The organism is Methylobacterium indicum (assembly GCF_001043895.1).
Taxonomy (GTDB): Bacteria; Pseudomonadota; Alphaproteobacteria; order Rhizobiales; family Beijerinckiaceae; genus Methylobacterium; species Methylobacterium indicum.
In genome coordinates, this window is record NZ_JTHF01000058.1 from 10,217 (window position 1) to 26,934 (window position 16,718).

The following is a 16,718-nucleotide window of genomic DNA, read 5'->3' on the forward strand; positions in this document are numbered from 1 at the left end:
TCCCGGGCCGGTCTCCCGCCCGAGGACAAGGCCCTTGACCGCACTCGCCGCCCTGCTGCCCGATCTCGGCCGCCGCACCCTGGTGATGGGCATCCTGAACGTCACCCCGGATTCGTTCTCCGACGGCGGCCGCTTCCAGGATCTCGACGCCGCGCGGGACCAGGCCGCCCGGCTGGTGGAGGAAGGCGCGGCGCTCCTCGACATCGGCGGCGAATCGACGAGGCCCGGTCACGTCCCGGTCCCGGCCGACGAGGAGCAGGCCCGGGTGCTGCCGGCGATCCGGGCGCTCGCCCCCACCCTCTCCGTGCCGATCTCGATCGACACCTACAAGGCCGCGACCGCCGATGTCGCGTTGAAGGCCGGCGCGCGGATCGTCAACGACGTCTGGGGCCTGCAGCGCGAGCCGGAGATCGCCCGGGTGGCGGCCCATCACGGCGCCCCGGTGGTGGTGATGCACAACCGCGAGACCATCGATCCGAGCCTCGACATCGTGGACGAGATGCGGGCCTTCTTCGAGCGCTCGCTCACCATCGCCCGCCAGGCCGGCATTCCCGACCGCGACATCGTGCTCGATCCGGGGGTCGGCTTCGGCAAGAGCTGGGAGCAGCACCTCGAGGCCCTGCGGCGCCTGCCGGAATTGCGGGCACTGGGCTTCCCGCTCCTCGTCGGCGTGTCGCGCAAGTCGGTGCTCGGGCGCATCCACAACGCCGCCACCGCGCCCGCCGACCGCCTGTTCGGCTCGATCGCCGCCCATGTCGCGGCGGCGGCCCTCGGGGCCGACATCGTGCGGGTCCACGACGTGCGCCCGCATGTCGAGGCCTGCCAGGTCGTCGATGCGATCACGCGCCCCGCCTCCCGCGCCGGAGCCTGACATCGTGCCTGAGTCCCGGGACCGTATCCTGATCCACCGCCTCGCGGTCTTCGCCCGCCACGGCGTGCTGCCGGAGGAAGAGACCCTCGGCCAGCGTTTCTACCTCTCGCTGGAGGCCCGGCTCGATCTCGGCGAGGCCGGTCGATGCGACGAGATCGGCGCCACGGTGAGCTATGCCGACCTCGCGGGCCTCGCTCACCGCATCGCCACCGAGCGCCGGTTCCGGCTGATCGAGGCCCTGGCCGAGACGATCTGCGCGGAGGCGCTGGCCGCCTTCCCCCAGCTCGATGCGCTGACGGTGCGGATCGACAAGCCGAGCGCCCCGGTGCCGCTCGTCCTCGACGGGGTCGCGGTCGAGATCACGAGGACCCGGCATGCCTGAGGGGAATTCGGCCGAGGGGATGCGGGCCGCGGCGTATCTGGGGCTCGGCAGCAATCTCGGCGACAAGGCCGCGATGCTCGACGCCGCCGTGGCGGCGCTCTCCGCGTCGCCCGGCATCGCCGTCACGGCGCGCTCGCGCAACTACCGCACCCCGCCCTGGGGCGACACCGACCAGGACTGGTTCCTCAACGGCGCGCTCGGGATCGAGACCGCCCTCTCGCCGCACGCCCTGCTGGAGACCTGCCTGTCGATCGAGGCGCGGCTCGGCCGGGTGCGCGAGCGGCGCTGGGGCCCGCGGGCGATCGACATCGATGTGCTGCACGTTGCCGGCGCCACCGTCGCCGACGAGCGCCTGGTGCTGCCCCACCGCTTCCTGCGGGAGCGCGCCTTCGTGCTGGTGCCGCTCGCCGAGATCGCCCCCGACCTCGTGATCGGCGGCGAGACGGTGGCGCAGGCTCTGGCCCGGCTCGATCGCAGCGGGATCGAGCCGGTCGAGGGCGCCGCGTAAGCGCCCGGCCCTCTTCACACCGAGCGGGTGATGCCCCCGTCGACCCGCAGGTTCTGCCCGGTGATGTAGCCCGCGCCCGGGGAGGCCAGGAAGGCGACGACGGCGGCGATCTCGTCGGCGCTGCCGTAGCGGCCGAGCGGGATGCGCTCGCGGATGCCCGGCTTCTCCGGCAGGCTGTCGACGAAGCCCGGCAAGACGTTGTTCATGCGGATGTTGTCGGCGGCGTAGCGGTCGGCGAACAGCTTGGTGAAGGCGGCGAGTCCCGACCGGAAGACGCCGGAGGTCGGAAACGCCTGCTCCGGCTCGAAGGCCGCGAAGGTCGAGATGTTGATGATCGCGCCGCCGCCCTGGCGCTGCATGATCGGCGTGACGAGGCGGGTCGGCCGCACCACGTTGAGGAAGTAGACCTCCATGCCTCGGGCCCAGTCCTCGTCGGTGAGCTCGAGGAGCGGGCCCTTGGGCCCGTGGCCGGCGCTGTTGACGAGGACGTCGACCCGCCCCCACCGCTCCATCGTGCGCGCGACGAGGCGGGCGAGATCCTCCGGTGAGCGGTTCGAGCCCGTCACGCCGACCCCGCCGAGCTCCTCGGCCAGGGCCTCGCCCTTGCCCGAGGAGGACAGGATCGCGACCCGGAACCCGTCGGCGGCGAGCTTGCGGGCCGCGGCGGCCCCCATGCCGCTGCCCCCGGCGGTGACGATGGCGACGCGCTCGACGGTCATGACGGGTCTCCCGGCTTTTCGATCGGGGAGACCCATGCCACAGCGGCGGGCCTGCGTCAGGACCCTGCCGGGGGCTCGAACGAAGCCCCCGCGGGGGCTTGAAGAAGCTCCTACCGGGGGCCCGCGTCAGGGGGCGGCGGGTTCGGCCCGCACCAGGGGCAGGCCGGCCTCGGCCCAGCCGTCGGTGCCGTCCGGATACCAGTGGACGTCGCGGTAGCCGAGGGCGAGGGCCCGCTTGGCGGCGTTCCAGGACATCCAGCAGTTCCGCTGGCAGAACAGGACGATGGGCCTGGCTGTGTCGCCGTCGGTGGCGGCCGCGAGGCCGTGCCGGAGATAGTCCTCGGTCTGCGGCGCCAGCGCGCCGAATCCGGTATTGGGCAGCCAGAGCGCCCGCGGGATGCTGTCGTGCGGCGGGTCGCGCCAGATCGTGCCGGGCGGCAGCGTGGTCGGCCGCGGCGGACGCGGCAGCACGTCGACGAAGGCGGCGCCCTCGCGCCACAGCCGCTCGGCCTGCGCCGTGGTCACCGTCACGGCGCCCGCGAGCGCGGCCGGCGTCGGGCTGCGGAAATCCTCGAGACGGTAGCCGTCGGGCTCCGGCGGGGCGGCCCAGGCGGCGGGCGCCACGAGCAGGAGCGCCGCGAGACCCGCCGCGAGCGCCCATCTCACGGCTTGCGTTCCGCCGGCAGCAGCTTGTTCTCCTCCTCGTCGAGGAGCGGCACCGCGTAGTCGCGCAGCACCGCCTCGATCTCGGCCCGGCGCTTGCGGAGCGCGGTGTTGAGGACCCGCTTCCACTCGTTCTCGCCGTGTCGCACCCCCATGGCGATGCGGTAGGCGAGCGGCGGACGATCGGGCTCGCGCAGCAGCGGCACTACGTCCAGGCCGCCCTCCTTGCCCGTTTCCTTGCTCGCTTCCTTGCCCGCCTGCCTGCCCGCCTCCTTGGCCAGCCAGCCGGCGGCGGGCCCCCAGAGCACCGCGGCGTCGAGCTTGCCCGCGGCCACGTCGGCCACGATCTCGGCCGAGACGGTCTGGTGCTTGCGCGAGGGATCGAACTGGTAGGGCGGATAAGGCTTCATCGTCGGCACGAGACCGACCGCGCCCATGCGCTCGACCGGGGGCGTGCCGACGATCACGCCGATCGGCTTGCCCTTGAGGCGCTCGTCGTCGAGCCCGGTCAGGCCCGGAAAGGTGCCGGGGCGGGAGACCAGCACGTAGGTCGAGCGGTAATAGGGGTTGGTGCTCTGGACGAGTTCGGTGCCGAAGGCCGAGCCGACGATGACGTCGCAGAGCCCGGAGCCCAGGGTGTTGCGGACGAAGCCCGGACCCTGGGTCAGCCAGTAGTACCGGAGCTTCACCTTCAGCTCGTCGGCGAGGATCGCCGCGATGCGGTTCTCGAACCCGTCGCCCTGGCGCTCCGAGAACGGCATGTTGCCGGGATCGGCGCAGACGCGCAGGGCGTCCGTGGTGACGAGGTCCGGCAGGGACTGCGCCCGTGCCGGACCCGCGAGGGCCAGCGCGAGGCCGGCCGCCAGGGTGAGGGCTCGCGTCATCAGCCGCCGAGGCACTCCTTCTCCTGCTTGCGGGCCGCCTCGGGCTTGTCCTCCTTCTCGCCCGGGCGCACGCGGCCCATGGCACCGGCGGCGCGCGCCTTCAGGTAGACGTAGAGGTCGTCCATGTAGCAGGTGACGTTCTTGTTGTCGCCGAAGGCCGGCATGACCTTCTGGGTCGACGAGTTCACGTCCTGCTTGCCGCCGACGACGATGCCGACGAACTCCTCGTAGGAGAGGTACTTCAGCGAGTCCTTCAGGGCCGGGGCGTAGGTCGAGCCCATGCCGTCCGGGCCGTGGCAGACGTGGCACTCGGCGTGATAGCGGCGGTAACCCGAATAGGTGTACCAGTCGACCTTCTTGCCGTTGTCGGTGATGTGGAAGGTCGGGCTGCCGGCGGCGTCGAAATACTTGCCGTCCTCCACCTTCACGGCGGCGTCCTTGGCGAGCAGCTTCTCGTCGGGCTCGGCGGTCTTGTCGTTGGGGTTGAGCTGATTGGCGAGAGCCGGATCCGGCTTGGCATCGGCTTTCTTGGCATCCTCAGCATGTACGGCAACCGTGGCCACGGCTGCTAGGGCGAGGCCGGCCGCGAGGGGCCGCAGAACAACTTTGCTGAGGTGACGCAAAGGACGCTTCTCCCTGATATCATTGGGCCGCGGCCGGCATAGTCGGCGTCCCGCGGTCCTGATGATAATCTAATCATAAGGAGGCCGGCGCGGATACCCGCGCCGGCCCGGACTTAGGTCTGAGGTGCGGAGGCGGCTCGCGCCTCCGCCCGCGCCGGACGATCAGTTCGGCAGGTTGAAGACGGTGAGCTGACCGCCGAGGTTGGTGTAGCTCGACAGGGCGGCGTAGCCGCCGACCGCGCCGAGGCCGGCATTCGGGTCGGTCAGGCCGGCCGCGAGGCCGATGCCGGCCCAGCCACCGACGCCCGACAGGACGGCGATGTTCTGCTTGCCCTTGTGCTGGAAGGTCATCACGTTGCCGATGATGCCCGACGGGGTCTTGAACTTGTAGAGTTCCTTGCCCGTCTTGGCGTCGACCGCCTTCAGGTAGCCCTCGAGCGTGCCGTAGAACACCACGTCACCCGCGGTGGCCAGAGCGCCCGACCACACCGAGAACTGCTCGGGGTTCGACCACTTGATCTTGCCGGCCGTGCCGTCCCAGGCGATGAAGTTGCCCATGCCGCCGTGGCTGTTGGGCGCCGGGTACATCGACAGGGTCGCACCGACATAGGGCTGGCCCGGGGTGTAGCTCACCCGGAACGGCTCGTAGTCCATGCAGACGTGGTTGGTCGGCACGTAGAACAGGTTGGTCTTGGGCGAGTAGGCCGCCGGCTGCTGGTCCTTGGAGCCGAGCGCCGCCGGGCAGATGCCCTTCGAGTTGGTGTCCTCGCCGTTCTGGTCGGTCGAGTACTTGGCGACGACGAGCGGACGGCCGTAGGTCTTCGAGGACTTGTCCTGGTCGACCTTGGTGGCCCAGTTCACCGCCGGATCGTACTTCTCGGCGACGAGCAGCTCGCCGGTGGCGCGGTCCAGGGTGTAGCCGAAGCCGTTACGATCGAAGTGGGTCAGGAGCGGGCGCTCCTTGCCGTCGATCTTCTGATCCGTGAGGATCATCTCGTTGATGCCGTCGTAGTCCCACTCGTCGTGGGGGGTCATCTGGTAGACCCACTTCGCCACGCCGGTATCGGCGTCACGGGCGAAGATCGTCATCGACCACTTGTTGTCGCCCGGGCGCTGCTTCGGGTTCCAGGTCGAGGGGTTGCCGGTGCCGTAATAGACCAGATTCAGCTTCGGGTCGTAGGAGTACCAGCCCCAGGTCGAGGCGCCGCCGGTCTTCCACTGGTCGCCTTCCCAGGTCTTGATCGACGAGTCCTTGCCGACCGGCTTGCCGAGCTCGGTGGTCTTTTCCGGGTCGATCTTCATCTCGGCGTCCGGGCCGAGGTTGTAGGCGCGCCAGGCCTGCTTGCCGGTCTTGAGGTCGTAGGCGGTGATGTGGCCGCGGATGCCGTACTCGGCGCCCGCGATGCCGACGATCAGCTTGTCCTTCACCGGCATCACGGTGGCGGTGTTGGTCTCGCCGATCTTCGGATCGCCGTTCTGGACCGACCAGTTCACCTTGCCGGTCTTGGCGTCGAGCGACACGATGGTGGTGTCGGCCTGGTGCAGGAAGATCGCGCCGTCGGCATAGGCGAGGCCGCGGTTCACCGTGTCGCAGCACATCACCGGGATCACGTTCGGATCCTGCTTCGGCTCGTACTTCCACAGGATCTTGCCATCCTGGTTGAGGTCGAGCGCGTAGACGATGTTCGGGAACGGCGTGTGGACGTACATCACGTCGCCGATGACCAGCGGCGAGCCCTCGTGGCCGCGCAGGACGCCGGTCGAGAAGGTCCAGGCCACCTGCAGCTTGTTGACGTTGCCGGTGTTGATCTGGTCGAGCTTCGAGAAGCGCGTATTGGCGTAGTCGACGGTCTGGAGAACCTGCTCGGCCGGGTTGGCCGTGCGCTTCAGCACGTCTTCGTTGGCGAGGGCCGGGACGGCGCCGAGGATGCCCGCGCTCACCGCAAGGAGATGGACCGCTCTCATGGATTCCTCCGACAGGTGCATTGATCCCGACATCCGCAATGGGACGAATCGGGCCGGTTCCTGTTGTTTGCGTTTGGGGATGTCGTTGGCCTCGTCAGCGTGTCACAACCGGCCGCCAGGAACCCTGGCACGAGAGGGCCGGACGGGCCCCTGCCGTGTTTGCGAACCGAGCGCCCCCTTCCCCCGGTGGCGCCGTTGAAGCCGAAGCTGAAGGAACTCTAAGAGAAATTGGGGCGCCGTCAACACACCAGCCGGCCCCGGGCCTGCGACACCCGGGCGCGAATTTCATAACTAAGGTATATGAGACCTTCCATGCTGCAGGGCAGCATAGGTATTGTGCCTTGCAGCATCATCGTTGAGCCGGCTCTGCCGTCCGTACAGCAGCGGAAGCGATGCCCTTGGACGCATCTGGATGCTTAACTGCTCCTTACTCCCACTCCAGCTCCTGGTAGGCGGTCGTGGCGTTGCGGGCATTGAAATCATCGAACAGCGACCAGTGCTGCGCTTCCGTCCGCGCCGCGTCCCCCGCCTCGCCGATCGGCACCCCGTCGCGCACCATCGCCCGCACCTGGGTCTCCAGTACCGCGAGGTAGCGGTCGATCGGGCCGGCGGCGGCGGGCCAGGGAACCGAGGCGGGGCCGTGGCCGGGCACGACCCGGGCGGCCGGCTCGGCCCGCAGGCGGCGCAGGACCTCGATCCAGCCGGACAGACGCCCGTCGAGGGCCGGGACGTGGCCGACGAACAGGAGGTCGCCGAGGAACCAGGTGTCGGTCTCCCGGTCGCGCACGGTCAGGTCGCTGTTGGTATGAGCCGTCGGCCAGGCTTCCAGGTGCAGCACCCGCCCGCCGAGGTCGAGGTCGAGGCTCGTCGAGACGAGGAGCGTCGGCGGCACGATCCGGGTGCCGGCGAAGTCCGGGCCGACGAGGTCGGCATTGGCCCTCAGGTAATCGGCCGCCCGCGCGCTCAAGGCCTCCGGCAGGGCGTGGTGCCCGACGAAGGTCGTCCCCTCCCCCGCGAAGGCGGCGTTGCCCAGCACGTGGTCGGGGTGGACATGGGTGTTGACGACGTAGCGCACGGGAAGCGCGGTGCGCTGGCGCAGGGCGGCCAGCAGGCGCTGCCCCGCCCGCAGGCTGCCGCCGGTATCGATCACCGCCACCGCGTCCCGGCCGATGACGAAGCCGACATTGGCGATCGCGCCGTCGTTGCGCCGCCCGGCCAGGGCGTAGGGCGCGGCGTAGACGAAGAGGCCGGGCGCGACCTCCTGCATCGGCAGGGCCGAGACGGCCGCCGGGGCATCGGCCGCCGGGGCCGCGGGCGCCTGCGCAGAGGCGGCGGGCGCGCCGAGAAGCGCGGCGAGGATCGCGACGGCCGGACCCGCCCGCATCACGCGTCTCCCGTCTGCGCGTCCCCCGCCTGGGGCGGTGCCAGGGGCACGAACAGGCTGCGATCCGGCTTGATGTCGAGGAGCGGTGTTGCGTCGAGGCAGTCGAGGCCGCGGACGTGCAGCACGCCGTCCTCGATCCCGATCAGGCGGACGATGCTGGTGCCGATCGGGTTCGGCCGCACGGGCGAGCGCAGCGAGAAGGTGCCCCGGGTACGGCCGTCGTTGGCGGGGCTCTGGCGCACGAGGTCGCGCCGCGACCGGTCGAGCCAGTACAGCACTTCGAGCCGCTCGTAGAGCGTCACGCCCTCGAGGGCGTCGCGCCAGGGGGCAAAGACCTCGATCCGGCAGGCCGGACCGTCCAGGCTGCCCTGGCGCGGACAGCCCAGGCGGTCGGTCCAGGGGGTGCGGATGCGGCCGACGAAGACGAGACCGGCATCGGTGGCGGGGGGCGCCTCGACGGCGACCTCCCCGGCCCGGATCTCGTTCAGGCGCACCATCGGCGTTCTCCCTCGGCCTGCGCCGGGCGCCCTCGCCCTCCCGGCCCCGTGAAGCAGGTCGGGCGCTGACGGAGGTGTTCAGACTGCGCCGGCCCGACCTGCCGCCAGCCCGACCGCGGGGGCAGTCGCCGGGCTCGGCGCCGGGAGCGTAGAGCAGCCCCCGTCGGCCTGGCAATCGCCTGCGGCATCAAGGCCTTGTGGAATGGTGTGGGCGCTCCGCGGCCCGGCTCAGTAGGTCGCGAAGATCTCCGCCAGGGCGGCGGGATCGCGGGTGACCGTCAGGGCGAGGGCGAGCAGGATGCGGGCCTTCTGCGGCGTCAGGTTGTCGGCCGGGACGATGCCGTGGGAGGCCAGCCGCACGGTCGAGGGCACCACGCCGCTGCCGGCCCGGGTCGATTGCACGACGGCGATGCCGCTCGCCGCCGCCGCGGCGAGGGCCTCGGCCTCCGCCGGCGGCGTCATGCCGGGGGCGAGCCCCGCCGAGACGATGCCCTGGGCGCCCGCCGCCGCGAAGGCCCGCACCGCCGTGCCGTCGGCATCCGCGTAGGCGTAGGAGATGTCGACCCGCGGCAGGGCGTCGAGGGTGCGGATGTCGAACGGCGTGCCGGGGGCGTGACGGCGCTCGGACCGGCGGTAGTAGCGGACATGCGGCCCGTCGACCTGGCCGAGGACGCCGAAATCCGGGCTGCGGAAGGTCTGCATCCGGGTCACCGAGGTCTTGGTCACCTCGCGGGCGGCCTGGATCTCGTCGTTGAGGACGACGAGCACGCCCCGCCCGCGCGATTCCGGCGCGCCCGCGGTGCGCAGGGCCGCCACGAGATTAAGGCCGGCATCGCTCGACAGGGCGCTGATCGGGCGCTGCGAGCCCACCAGCACCACCGGCAGGTCGACCGTCAGGGTCAGGCTCAGCGCGTAGGCCGTCTCCTCCAGGGTGGCGGTGCCGTGCCCGATGACGATGCCGGCGAGGTCGGGATGGGCGCCCGCCAACTCCTCGCAGAGCCGCACCAGGGTGCGCCAATCCGAGAAGCCGATTCCCGGGCTCGTCACGGCCCGGTAGCGCACCGGCACCACCTCGGCGACCTCGCGGGTCTCCGGCACCCGCGCCAGGATCTCCTCGGCCTCCAGGCGCTCGCCGGTGGCGGTGTAGTCGAGGATGTCGAGGCTGTCGCGGCCCACCGACGACAGGGTGCCGCCGGTGCCGATGAAGGCGACCTTGGGGAGCGTGCTCATGCTGGGAAACTACCTCGGGCTCGCCGCCCCGGCCGGGGCGGCGGCGGGTTGCGTCGCGGGGTCGGTCCGGCGGGCGCTGGCAGGATCCGTGCCGGCCGCCTCGCCGGGGCCGCAGCCCGGCGCGTCGAACAGGGCCGAGAGGCCGCAGGCCGAGCCGAGCATCCGGCGCCCGTCATGGCCGACGCCCGGCACGACGTGCAGGGGCTGGCGCAGGTCGGGGTGGCGGGCCCGCAGGGCGGCCCAGTAGGCCTCGCCGCGGGCCAGGCGGAACGGCCCCTGCGCCTCCGCCATGCAGCTCCGGTCGAGGGCGGGATGGTGCGGGTCGGTGTCCAGGCCGCCGAGCAGGTAGGTCACCGGCCGGGCGACGTAGGCCGCCTCCAGGGCCGCCGGCGCGGCACCGCCGGCATAGCGCGGCAGGTCCTGCAGACCGTATTTCCAGCTGTCGTAGCCGCGGCAATCCGCGGTCGGGCCGGGCCGTTCGGGCGTGACGTAGGCGTAGCTGCTGGGATTGGCGACGACGTAGGTCACCCGGATGCCCCGTCCCGCCAGGGCGTCGCCGGCCCGCGACAGCATCGCGTAGCGCTGCGCCACCTGCCCGCCGCCGGAATGCCCGGCGACGACGATCCGCGACAGATTCGGGAAGCGGCTCCGGTCGGCCAACCGGGCGAGGATCGCGTCGAGGGCGTCGAAGGAGCTCAGGGGCGCCGGGCCGAGGGCGTCGTCCCCGCCCTGCCAGCCTTCGAGCGTCCAGTGCAGCACGTCCGGCGGGAGGGCGTGCGCCTCCCAGTCGGTCCGGCCGAGGAATTGCGGCACGACGAGGAGCGCGCCGGCCCCGGCCGCGCCGGCCGCCTCCCGGGCGGCGAGCGCCGAGGCGTAATACACGTCGGCGTCCCGCAGCCGCCCGTGCAGCACGATCACCGCCCGGCTCACCTCCGGGTGCGGCGCGTCGAGGTCGGCGGAGGCGAAGAGCAGGAGGCGGGCGCCGGGCGCCACCGCGAGGCTCCGATCGGCCACCACGGCCACCGGCTTCCGGTGGGGACCCCGCTCGTCGGCGGCCTGGCTGCGGCCAGCGACCAGCGCGAGCAGGAGCGGCAGGGCGGAGCGGAGCAGGGACGGCATCGGGCCTCCGCGACGCACGGGCCGCGCGAGCGGCCCGAAGGAACTGGTGCCGGCGGAGGGGATCGAACCCCCGACCTTCGGTTTACAAAACCAATGGATCACGAACGCGGCTTTCATCCATTCCGCAGCCGTAGCAATGTGTTAGGCCCCGGTCAATCCCGTAAACCGATGCACCTGTGCCGTGTGATGTGCGGGCATGTCCTTGGCTCGCGCCTGCTCTTCGGGGGTCAGGAACGCCAGATACAGTTCGGTAACTTTTATGCTCGCGTGCCCCATCTCCTGCTGACGGGTGTAGATCCCGCCGCGGCCCGACCGCAGGTAGTCGACCGCGAAGCGGTGGCGCAGGTCGTGGAACCGGAAGCGCCGGAACGTCGGCTCGAGCTTCTTCCCGCGCTTGGCCGCCTTCGCGATCTCCTCCGCCTCGGCCGCGGCGACGCTGCGCGTATATAAAGAGAAGCGCGTGGCCGGGTTGATGAACGGGCCCGGCTCGGGCTCCTCGCGCGCCCGCTCCCCCGATCGGCCCTTCGCGCCCGGGTGCCAGAACACCGCCCGGGTCGCCAGGTTGACCGGGATCGACGCGAACAGCTCGACGGCCGCCTCGGTGAGGCCGACCTCGCGCCGCTTGTTGCCCTTGCCGAGGACCGAGATGGCCCGCCGGTTCAGGTCGACGTGCCGCCGTTCCAGCGTCACGAGCTCGTCTTGCCGGCAGCCGGTCAGCAGTGCTGCCCGGATCAGGTGCGCGAAGAGGCCGGGAGCCCGCGCGATCACCCGCTCGATGTCGCGATCCTCCGGCAGCACGATCGGGTCGCGGCGCTCCTTCAGGCGGCGGCTCTGCATCGCCTCGAGTGCCGGGTTGCCCTTCCGCCACTTCTCGTCCTTGGCGAAGCCGAGGACGCTGGACAGCGCGGTCAGGTCGCGCCGGATGGTGGCCGTCGAGACGCCGGCCGCGCGCCGAGCCCGCACGATGGCCGCCACCGTGTCGTCGGACACCTCGTCAACGTGGAGTCCGGTCAGGTGATCGTCTATGATGTCGAGGGAGTTGGTATACCGATCGAACGTCCGGGCGCCGACTTGGCTCACCATGTACTGCCCCCAGGCAGTCACGGCGTCGGCCCATAGCTTTCGGTCCTCCCCGAAGCTATGGGCTGCTACTATCTGGGCGTGCTCTGCTGCCGCGCGATTTCGCGCAACTGCCGGATCGCCAGTCTTGAGGCTGAAACGGTACTCTTTGCGTCCGACGGTGAAGCGAGCCCATAAGACCTCGCCCCGCCAGTAGCAGCCCTCTGGGGCTTCCTTCTTTCGATGCGCTGGCACGGTTTTACCTCCTGTTCGCGCAGCCAGGTCCGAAGCGCCTGGATGTCGAACGTCCACACCCGACCAACTTTGACGGCGCTCGGCAACAGGCCGGCGGTGGCGAGCCGCTGAATGGTCCGAGCGGACACGCCGAGGATTTGGCAGGCGCCCGGGATCTGCGTTCGCTCCACGTTACTCCTCCCCTTCAGCAGTAGGGGGCAGGACGCGCCCCGCCCGCCACTCGACCTGCGGCATCCCGAGCGGCACGAGGCTGTGGCCGCGCGCCATCGGGTGGCCTGGATAGACCTGGGCGAGGATCAGAGCGGCGATCGGGCGGCGCTTCGTCACTGCGCGCTCGCCGATGAAGAGGCGTGTGCAGCGGCTCGCGGAATCATGCAGATAAGCCGCTGATCTGAGGCAGCTTTTGCCAGAGGGAGGCCTGACATTAGGCCTGTGGAATCACTCCCCTTCAAGGCGGCCGCGAGGTGCTGGAGGTACTGACCGCCCGCGCACATCGGCTCGAATTCCTCGCTCTCTCGGGCGTAGAACTCGGCCAGGGCGAACAGCCCGGCCCGGGTAGTGGGCATGACGGCGGTCAGTGCCTCGAAGGCCGCCGAACTCGCATCGGCCGCGGTGTTGGCGCGGTGCATCTGCACGTCGTTGGTTTCGTCGAGACCTGACAGCGCCGCGGTATGGGCCGCCTCCGCGGTCTCGGCCGTGGCGATGGCCCGGTGGATCGGGTCCACGCCCACCGTCGCCACCGGCCAGCACGCGCAGGCCAGCGCCGTGAGATCGGCGACGCGGACCTGCGCGGCCCGGTAGGTCAGGCCGTAGCTGTCAGCGAACGCGACCTCCTCGGCGAGCCACCAGCGCAGGTGCTCGAGCAGCTGCACCGCACCGGCGGGCGTGGCGCAGGCCATCGTGACCAGGACGTCGCCGGCCTCTCGGTAGGCTTCCTCGGCGAGGATGGCGGCCTCGCCGTCGGGCGCGACCTGAAACGCGTCGTAGGCGGCATGATGGGTGGCGATGGCCGCGTGGACGGGATCGGGTTCGGTCATGCCGATCCTCCTGCCGGCATGCCGTTGGCGAACAGGTCGGGCTTGATCTCGGCCGCGCGGGCCCAGACCTCCGTCACGACCTCATGGCTGAGGAGTTCCTGGGCGGCGAGGATGAAGGCGCGGCGCCGGCCGTCCTTGGCGGAAGAGGCGGCCAGGGTGTCGGCGGCACGCGCCTGGTTTCGCTCGGCCCGACGAAGCGTGCCGATCCGCTCCTGCAGCCGCGGGCGGATCCGGCGCTTGCGCTTGTGGGCGGTGGTGGCGCGTCGGCGCCATTCCGGGTCCGCGCCGCGCAGATCGGCGGCGGACAGCTGGTCCTCGATCCGGGCAATCTCGCCGTCGAGGACCGCCAGCAGCTGGCGCCCCTCCTCGGCGGTCGGGATGTCGTCGAGGTGGATGGCGCGTCCGTCGATCAGTAGAACGTCGATCCCGACGAGGCCGCGGGTGGGAGGAATGCGACCGACCGCGTTCATGCCCGTGCCTCCACCAGGAAGTCGGCATCGTCCGGCGCGGCCTTGCCGGCCTGCGCCCAGGCGGGGAGCGAGCCGGTGCCGGTCCAGGCCGCACGGTCGCGGTCATCGTGATCCGGCTCGTCGCCGAAGCCGGTGAACCCCGGCGGCAGGCTCTCTCCGGTGGCGCCCAGGATCGCGCGGGCTGCGAGGGTCAGGTACAGGCCCGCGTCGCTGTCGGCAGCGCGCCCCTCGGCCGCTATCGCCATTGCCAAGCCGGTGACGCGCAGACCGTCCGGGGTGACCGGGGCCGGCAGGGCGAGAATGCGCAGGACTTCTTTGCGCCGCGCCTCGTTCGCTGCCAGCGCGGATCTGTGGGCGGAAGTGGTGGGATTCGAACCCCCTTCGATCGGCCGGGCAGCCACGAACCAGGCATAGGCGGTCAGGAGACGATGCCGGCAGGCGACGTGCGGGTCGGTGATGTGGGTGGTGATCACGACAGCACCCCTTCGTGCGAGATGGTCAGGCGTCCGGCGCGGTAGTCCTCGACCCGAACCTCAGTCGTGACGCCGTGTGGCGCGCGGGCGGTGCCGGCGATGGCCTGCTCGTCCGCATCCGCCGGCGCTCGCCGGAGGCGGTCATCGGGGTGGGCGACAACCGCTTCGACCTCGACGCCATGCTGATCGACGTCCGCCTGTCCGAGGTGCCGGCCCCGGCCAAGGGGGACACCTTCGAGGTGGAAGCGGACGACGGCGAGCCCGGTGGCCTGTTCGAAGTCATCGGGCTCGCCACGATCGACAGTCACCGCCTGGTGCGCACCTGCGAGGTGGCGGCGGTCGCCGAGGACGATCTCGAGGAAGAGGGGCCGTGAGGCTCACCGCCCAGGCGCCGGACATCCGCGGTGCGCTCGCCGGTACCGAGGTGCAGATCGCCCGCTCGGTCACGGCCGGGATGCGCGAGGTCACCGACGGGTTGAAGGAGGACCTGCGCGCCGAGGTGCGCGAAGCCGGGCTCGGCCCGCGCCTCGCCAATACGTGGCGCGGCCAGACCTTCCCCAAGACCGGCGAGAGTGCGGACGCCGCGGCCTACGTCTCCTCGAACGCCCCGAAGCTGATCGATGCCTTCGACCGCGGCGTGACGATCAAGGCCAAGAACGGCCAGTACCTCGCGATCCCGACGCCCGATGCCGGCGTCCGGCAGCTGTCGAAGCAGCGCACGAAGGGTTCGACCGACAACACCCTGTCCCCCGCAGCGTGGGAGCGGGAGACCGGCACCAAGCTGCGCTTCATTCCGACCCGCAGCGGCGGCGTGCTGGTCGCCGATGCCTTCTACCGACGGCAGGCCGCGCGCTTCCAGCGCCGCAAGAGCTTCCGCCCGATCCGCGAGGCCGGCCCGGCGAAGGGGCGCACCTTCGTGGTGATCTTCGTCCTGGTGCGCCAGGCCAAGCTCCGCAAGCGGCTCGACATCGACACGACGGCCAGGGCCTGGGCCGAGCGCGTGCCGGCCGCCATCGCCGCCAACTGGCAGGCTTGATCCGAGGACGTCGCCATGGCGCGCTTCGCTCCGTTCGTCGCCCTGCTCCTGCTGCTCATCGCGCCTGCCCTGGCCGAGCCGCCGCCGACCGTGGCGCCCGGCGCAGCGCAGAGCGTGCAGCTGCAGCCGGTCGCGATCTACGGCGCCGATGGCCGAGTGGTCTCGTTCCCCGATCCGAACCGGACAATGGTCATGCCGTTCGTCCGGGCGACCGGCAGCGGCTTCATCTTCCCGGCGACCTCGTCCCCGCAACAGTTCCTCGTCACCCAACCGGCCGGCACCACCACTTACCGGGCCTACAACCCGTGCGCCGCGGCGGACGTCCGGATCACCAGCGTGTCGGCGCTCGAGCCGCTGGTCGCGGTCGCGACCGAGTACCCGGGCGTGGCACGGGTCACCTCCCGCACGGGGACGATCGATCGATTCAGCGGAACACGGTTCGGCCGCGGCGCAGAGACCCTGGGCAGCGCCGCCAACCCGATGGGTGGCCCGAACCGCATCGTCTCCATCATGATCGTGCCGATTCCCGGCTACCCGGCCGACCTCTCCGGCATGACCTGCGAATTCGAACTCATGTACGGGAGCGGCGGCTGATGCGCTTGCGTCACATCGCGCTCTGCGGCGCGCTCCTGGCGACGCCCGCCGCAGCGCGCGTGCCCGGGACCGCCGGCCCGCCAGGGCTGCGCGGCGAGAAGGGCGAGCCCGGGGCACCCGGACCGAAAGGAGATCCTGGTGAGCGAGGACTTCCGGGAGCGGCTGGGCCGTCTGGACCGAATGGCGAGCGCGGCCCCGCAGGGTCTACCGGACCACAGGGCAACGCTGGATCTCAGGGCGTACCCGGTCCGGCCGGCCCCGCAGGCGCCGCCGGTGAGCGCGGTCCTGCTAGTGCGCAGGGATTGACGGGACCAACCGGACCCGCCGGCCCGACAGGCGCACAGGGCTCGACAGGAGCCACCGGGGCAACCGGCCCTGCGGGTGCCGCCGGCACACCGCGGCGTGTGGAGCGCTACACTCAGCCCGCTAACGCGAGCGGTGTCGCCACTTTCACTTGGCCGCCCTGCACCACGACGCCCGACGTGGACGTGATCCCGGGGTGGATCACGATCGGCGGCGTGCAGCAGATGGTGACCGGCGGCGTCGCTTCGCAGACTGCATCGGGCGCGACGGTCACCGTGAAGATCTCGCAGGGCACGATCGCCCTTTCCGGCACGCCGTTCAGGCAGGCCGACAGCGGCACGGCCTCGATCGTCCGCGTGATCTGCAACTGAGCGGGCGTCTATGCCGAGCAAGCGAGAACAGGTCCTGCAGGGCGTCTCGGCCCTGCTGAAGGGCGCCTTGCCGAAGGCCGCGCACTTCCGCAACGAGGTGAAACCGGAGACGATCCCGACTGGCGGCTTCGTCAACATGGACGACGGCGACCCGGGCGAGCCCGAGGTCACGCTGAACCCCACCACCTGGATCTATGAGCACGCCATCCCGGTCGACGTCGCTGCGCTCAAGAGCCGGACCGTCAGCGCCGAAGTGCGGCTGGACGCCATGCTGC

At 71.2% G+C, this 16,718-nt stretch carries 21 protein-coding genes and 2 pseudogenes; 8 read left to right on the top strand and 15 right to left on the bottom strand.

Annotation, left to right across the window (positions count from 1 at the left end):
• Nucleotides 1-85 precede the first annotated feature (85 nt).
• From folP to folK, 3 genes are read left to right on the top strand one after another with little or no spacing between them, the layout of a single operon-like run.
• Nucleotides 86-871 carry a dihydropteroate synthase gene (gene folP, locus QR78_RS07425; protein ID WP_082172099.1) on the top strand — a complete coding sequence of 262 codons (786 nt, stop codon included), beginning with the start codon at nt 86-88 and terminating at the stop codon, nt 869-871.
• Between the two features lie 4 nt (nt 872-875).
• Nucleotides 876-1,253 carry a dihydroneopterin aldolase gene (folB, locus tag QR78_RS07430; RefSeq protein WP_244276591.1) on the top strand — a complete coding sequence of 126 codons (378 nt, stop codon included), beginning with the start codon at nt 876-878 and terminating at the stop codon, nt 1,251-1,253.
• Nucleotides 1,246-1,761 (top strand): 2-amino-4-hydroxy-6-hydroxymethyldihydropteridine diphosphokinase, encoded by a 516-nt coding sequence (gene folK / locus QR78_RS07435; protein WP_244276590.1) that lies wholly within the window; start codon nt 1,246-1,248, stop codon nt 1,759-1,761. The genes folB and folK overlap by 8 nt, the downstream gene beginning before the upstream one ends.
• 14 nt (nt 1,762-1,775) lie before the next feature.
• On the opposite strand, the gene QR78_RS07440 is transcribed toward folK, so the two are convergent.
• The 15 genes and pseudogenes from QR78_RS07440 to QR78_RS07500 form a co-directional block, all read right to left on the bottom strand.
• Nucleotides 1,776-2,480, bottom strand: coding sequence for an SDR family oxidoreductase (locus QR78_RS07440; protein WP_048426863.1), 705 nt, complete (start codon nt 2,478-2,480; stop codon nt 1,776-1,778).
• 126 nt (nt 2,481-2,606) lie between these two features.
• On the bottom strand, nt 2,607-3,146 hold the full coding sequence (locus QR78_RS07445; protein WP_048426864.1) for a PQQ-dependent catabolism-associated CXXCW motif protein: 540 nt from the start codon (nt 3,144-3,146) through the stop codon (nt 2,607-2,609).
• Nucleotides 3,143-4,027, bottom strand: a complete 885-nt coding sequence (gene xoxJ, locus QR78_RS07450; RefSeq protein ID WP_048426865.1) for a rare earth element methanol dehydrogenase accessory protein XoxJ — start codon at nt 4,025-4,027, stop codon at nt 3,143-3,145. The genes QR78_RS07445 and xoxJ overlap by 4 nt, the downstream gene beginning before the upstream one ends.
• Nucleotides 4,027-4,650: a c-type cytochrome, methanol metabolism-related gene (locus QR78_RS07455; RefSeq protein WP_048426866.1), complete on the bottom strand. Its 624-nt coding sequence runs from the start codon at nt 4,648-4,650 to the stop codon at nt 4,027-4,029. Before QR78_RS07455 ends, xoxJ begins: the two co-directional genes overlap by 1 nt.
• A gap of 162 nt (nt 4,651-4,812) precedes the next feature.
• Nucleotides 4,813-6,615, bottom strand: a complete 1,803-nt coding sequence (gene xoxF5 / locus QR78_RS07460) for a lanthanide-dependent methanol dehydrogenase XoxF5 (protein WP_048426881.1) — start codon at nt 6,613-6,615, stop codon at nt 4,813-4,815.
• 427 nt (nt 6,616-7,042) lie between these two features.
• The gene (locus QR78_RS07465) at nt 7,043-7,999 is read right to left on the bottom strand and encodes a quinoprotein relay system zinc metallohydrolase 2 (protein ID WP_048426867.1); all 957 of its coding nucleotides are present in this window, start codon (nt 7,997-7,999) and stop codon (nt 7,043-7,045) included.
• Nucleotides 7,999-8,496 (bottom strand): tRNA (N6-threonylcarbamoyladenosine(37)-N6)-methyltransferase TrmO, encoded by a 498-nt coding sequence (gene tsaA / locus QR78_RS07470; RefSeq protein WP_048426868.1) that lies wholly within the window; start codon nt 8,494-8,496, stop codon nt 7,999-8,001. The genes QR78_RS07465 and tsaA overlap by 1 nt, the downstream gene beginning before the upstream one ends.
• A gap of 228 nt (nt 8,497-8,724) precedes the next feature.
• Complete coding sequence (locus tag QR78_RS07475) at nt 8,725-9,726, bottom strand: asparaginase (RefSeq protein ID WP_048426869.1); 1,002 nt, start codon at nt 9,724-9,726, stop codon at nt 8,725-8,727.
• 9 nt (nt 9,727-9,735) lie between these two features.
• Nucleotides 9,736-10,845, bottom strand: coding sequence for an alpha/beta hydrolase (locus QR78_RS07480; protein WP_244278469.1), 1,110 nt, complete (start codon nt 10,843-10,845; stop codon nt 9,736-9,738).
• A gap of 141 nt (nt 10,846-10,986) precedes the next feature.
• Nucleotides 10,987-12,159, bottom strand: coding sequence for a tyrosine-type recombinase/integrase (locus QR78_RS07485; RefSeq protein WP_048426870.1), 1,173 nt, complete (start codon nt 12,157-12,159; stop codon nt 10,987-10,989).
• 23 nt (nt 12,160-12,182) lie between these two features.
• A pseudogene (locus QR78_RS36665) lies at nt 12,183-12,329 on the bottom strand (helix-turn-helix domain-containing protein); the annotation flags it as partial.
• Between the two features lies 1 nt (nt 12,330).
• Nucleotides 12,331-12,486, bottom strand: coding sequence for a hypothetical protein (locus QR78_RS34845; RefSeq protein ID WP_158004018.1), 156 nt, complete (start codon nt 12,484-12,486; stop codon nt 12,331-12,333).
• Nucleotides 12,483-13,196: a hypothetical protein gene (locus QR78_RS31850; RefSeq protein WP_053220836.1), complete on the bottom strand. Its 714-nt coding sequence runs from the start codon at nt 13,194-13,196 to the stop codon at nt 12,483-12,485. The genes QR78_RS34845 and QR78_RS31850 overlap by 4 nt, the downstream gene beginning before the upstream one ends.
• The gene (locus tag QR78_RS07495; RefSeq protein WP_048426871.1) at nt 13,193-13,666 is read right to left on the bottom strand and encodes a hypothetical protein; all 474 of its coding nucleotides are present in this window, start codon (nt 13,664-13,666) and stop codon (nt 13,193-13,195) included. The genes QR78_RS31850 and QR78_RS07495 overlap by 4 nt, the downstream gene beginning before the upstream one ends.
• The gene (locus QR78_RS07500; protein ID WP_048426872.1) at nt 13,663-14,139 is read right to left on the bottom strand and encodes a hypothetical protein; all 477 of its coding nucleotides are present in this window, start codon (nt 14,137-14,139) and stop codon (nt 13,663-13,665) included. The genes QR78_RS07495 and QR78_RS07500 overlap by 4 nt, the downstream gene beginning before the upstream one ends.
• A gap of 14 nt (nt 14,140-14,153) precedes the next feature.
• On the opposite strand from QR78_RS07500, the gene QR78_RS07505 reads away from it, so the two are divergent.
• The 5 genes and pseudogenes from QR78_RS07505 to QR78_RS07525 form a co-directional block, all read left to right on the top strand.
• Entirely contained in the window at nt 14,154-14,513 is a 360-nt protein-coding gene (locus tag QR78_RS07505) for a head-tail joining protein (protein WP_048426873.1), read from the top strand.
• Nucleotides 14,510-15,175, top strand: coding sequence for a DUF6441 family protein (locus tag QR78_RS07510; RefSeq protein WP_048426874.1), 666 nt, complete (start codon nt 14,510-14,512; stop codon nt 15,173-15,175). Before QR78_RS07505 ends, QR78_RS07510 begins: the two co-directional genes overlap by 4 nt.
• 15 nt (nt 15,176-15,190) lie before the next feature.
• Nucleotides 15,191-15,769 carry a hypothetical protein gene (locus tag QR78_RS07515; RefSeq protein ID WP_048426875.1) on the top strand — a complete coding sequence of 193 codons (579 nt, stop codon included), beginning with the start codon at nt 15,191-15,193 and terminating at the stop codon, nt 15,767-15,769.
• Between the two features lie 482 nt (nt 15,770-16,251).
• Nucleotides 16,252-16,443, top strand: a complete 192-nt coding sequence (locus QR78_RS35915) for a hypothetical protein (RefSeq protein ID WP_048426876.1) — start codon at nt 16,252-16,254, stop codon at nt 16,441-16,443.
• Between the two features lie 10 nt (nt 16,444-16,453).
• A pseudogene (locus QR78_RS07525) lies at nt 16,454-16,718 on the top strand (hypothetical protein); the annotation flags it as partial.

Excerpts from the sequence above, each read along its gene's own strand:
- tsaA (WP_048426868.1), bottom strand. The coding sequence starts at position 8,496 with ATGGTGCGCCTGAACGAGATCCGGGCCGGGGAGGTCGCCGTCGAGGCG.
- folP (WP_082172099.1), top strand. The coding sequence starts at position 86 with ATGGGCATCCTGAACGTCACCCCGGATTCGTTCTCCGACGGCGGCCGC.
- QR78_RS07495 (WP_048426871.1), bottom strand. The coding sequence starts at position 13,666 with ATGAACGCGGTCGGTCGCATTCCTCCCACCCGCGGCCTCGTCGGGATC.
- QR78_RS07440 (WP_048426863.1), bottom strand. The coding sequence starts at position 2,480 with ATGACCGTCGAGCGCGTCGCCATCGTCACCGCCGGGGGCAGCGGCATG.
- folK (WP_244276590.1), top strand. The coding sequence starts at position 1,246 with ATGCCTGAGGGGAATTCGGCCGAGGGGATGCGGGCCGCGGCGTATCTG.
- xoxJ (WP_048426865.1), bottom strand. The coding sequence starts at position 4,027 with ATGACGCGAGCCCTCACCCTGGCGGCCGGCCTCGCGCTGGCCCTCGCG.
- QR78_RS07515 (WP_048426875.1), top strand. The coding sequence starts at position 15,191 with ATGGCGCGCTTCGCTCCGTTCGTCGCCCTGCTCCTGCTGCTCATCGCG.
- QR78_RS31850 (WP_053220836.1), bottom strand. The coding sequence starts at position 13,196 with ATGACCGAACCCGATCCCGTCCACGCGGCCATCGCCACCCATCATGCC.
- QR78_RS07465 (WP_048426867.1), bottom strand. The coding sequence starts at position 7,999 with ATGCGGGCGGGTCCGGCCGTCGCGATCCTCGCCGCGCTTCTCGGCGCG.
- QR78_RS07475 (WP_048426869.1), bottom strand. The coding sequence starts at position 9,726 with ATGAGCACGCTCCCCAAGGTCGCCTTCATCGGCACCGGCGGCACCCTG.
- xoxF5 (WP_048426881.1), bottom strand. The coding sequence starts at position 6,615 with ATGAGAGCGGTCCATCTCCTTGCGGTGAGCGCGGGCATCCTCGGCGCC.
- QR78_RS07480 (WP_244278469.1), bottom strand. The coding sequence starts at position 10,845 with ATGCCGTCCCTGCTCCGCTCCGCCCTGCCGCTCCTGCTCGCGCTGGTC.